The organism is Actinomycetospora sp., assembly GCF_055612215.1.
Genome location: NZ_JBVPVA010000013.1, coordinates 1 through 1,627, shown reverse-complemented (window position 1 = coordinate 1,627; position 1,627 = coordinate 1). Strand labels below are relative to the sequence as shown.

Sequence of the window (1,627 nt, the reverse complement as noted above, 5' to 3'; positions counted from 1 at the left end):
GGGGGCTGTCAGATGCCGAGCATCTTGCGCAGGCGCTTGGTGTCCTGCGGCGCGACCTCGACCTGGCCGGCGAGCCGACGGGTCTTCTCGCTGGACTTCTTCTCCAGCAGGTGGCGCTTGCCGGCCTTCTCGCGCAGCAGCTTGCCGGTGCCCGACACCTTGATGCGCTTCTTGGTCCCGGAGTGGGTCTTGTTCTTCATGCGTCCTCGTCCTGGTCGTCCTGCCGGCCCGGGGGGCGGCTCTGGCGGCACCCCGCCGGGGTGGGGCGGGCCGTCTCGTCGTCGACGGTACGGCCCGCCCTCCCGCGGATCAGGAGGCGGGCTCGGGCTGGGCAGCCTCGGCCTCGGCCTGCTGTGCGGCCTGCTGCTTCGGCGTCTTCGCGATCTTCTTGTTCGGCGCGAGCACCATGGTCATGTTGCGGCCGTCCTGCTTCGGGGAGGCCTCGACGAAGGCGAGCTCGCCCACGTCCTCGGCGAGCCGCTGCAGCAGCCGGAAGCCGAGCTCCGGGCGCGACTGCTCGCGACCGCGGAACATGATCGTGACCTTGACCTTGTGACCCTGGCCGAGGAAGCGGGTGACGTGACCCTTCTTCGTCTCGTAGTCGTGCGGGTCGATCTTCGGCCGGAGCTTCTGCTCCTTGATCACGGTCTGCTGCTGGTTGCGGCGAGACTCGCGGGCCTTCTGCGCGCTCTCGTACTTGAACTTGCCGTAGTCCATGAGCTTGCAGACCGGCGGGCGCGCCTGGGCGGCGACCTCCACGAGGTCGAGATCGGCCTCACGGGCCAGCCTCAGGGCGTCCTCGATGCGCACGATCCCCACCTGCTCGCCGTTCGGTCCGACCAGGCGGACCTCGGGCACGCGGATGCGCTCGTTGATGCGCGTCTCTACGGTGATGAGTTCTCCTCGGGTTCGACAGTGTTTCCGGTCGCAACCCGGCGAGGGGGGTCCGTGTTCCCACGACGTCGGGCCCCGCGCCGTCGTGCTCGTGGCGGGGGCCCTGTCTCGTACCGATCTGGCGGCGACGCCGGGACGGGCCCGACGACGAGCCGTCGTCGCCGACCCCTGCGGGCCGGCTGACCGGAACCCGGCCACCTGAGGCGGCAGACCGGGTGGGAGGCGGGGCTCCACTTGCCGCTCGGCGGGCGCAATAATCACCCGTCGAGCTGGTCGCTCACAGCAATCATACCACCCGGCGTGTCGGCCTCCGGGCTCAGCCCGCCTTGGCGCGCGAGCGCTTCGCGGGCGCCTGCTCCGGGGTGACCAGGCCCGCGAGGAACTGCCCGGTGTAGCTGCCCGGTGCGGCCGCGATCTGCTCCGGGGTGCCCTCGGCCACGACCGTGCCGCCGCCGTCGCCGCCCTCGGGGCCCATGTCCACGACCCAGTCCGACACCTTGATGACGTCGAGGTTGTGCTCGATGACGAGCACCGTGTTCCCCTTGTCGACCAGGCCGTTGATGACGCCGAGGAGCTTGCGGATGTCCTCGAAGTGCAGCCCGGTGGTGGGCTCGTCGAGGATGTAGATCGTCCGGCCCATCGAGCGCTTCTGCAGCTCCGAGGCCAGCTTCACGCGCTGGGCCTCGCCGCCGGACAGCGTCGGCGCGGGCTGGCCGAGGCGCACGTACCCCAG

Annotated in this window: 2 protein-coding genes and 1 pseudogene; all 3 read right to left on the bottom strand. The window is 70.6% G+C overall.

The features are described from left to right. Nucleotides 1-8 precede the first annotated feature (8 nt). Nucleotides 9-200: a 50S ribosomal protein L35 gene (rpmI, locus tag AC0CYZ_RS00275; protein ID WP_472210843.1), complete on the bottom strand. Its 192-nt coding sequence runs from the start codon at nt 198-200 to the stop codon at nt 9-11. A 109-nt stretch (nt 201-309) separates the two neighbouring features. Next, on the bottom strand, nt 310-858 hold the full coding sequence (infC, locus tag AC0CYZ_RS00270) for a translation initiation factor IF-3 (RefSeq protein WP_472210839.1): 549 nt from the start codon (nt 856-858) through the stop codon (nt 310-312). A gap of 352 nt (nt 859-1,210) precedes the next feature. Continuing rightward, nucleotides 1,211-1,627: pseudogene (locus AC0CYZ_RS00265) on the bottom strand (excinuclease ABC subunit UvrA); the annotation flags it as partial.

What these genes read in the sequence shown, in the direction of transcription:
- rpmI (WP_472210843.1), bottom strand. Translation starts at nt 200, where the DNA reads ATGAAGAACAAGACCCACTCCGGGACCAAGAAGCGCATCAAGGTGTCG.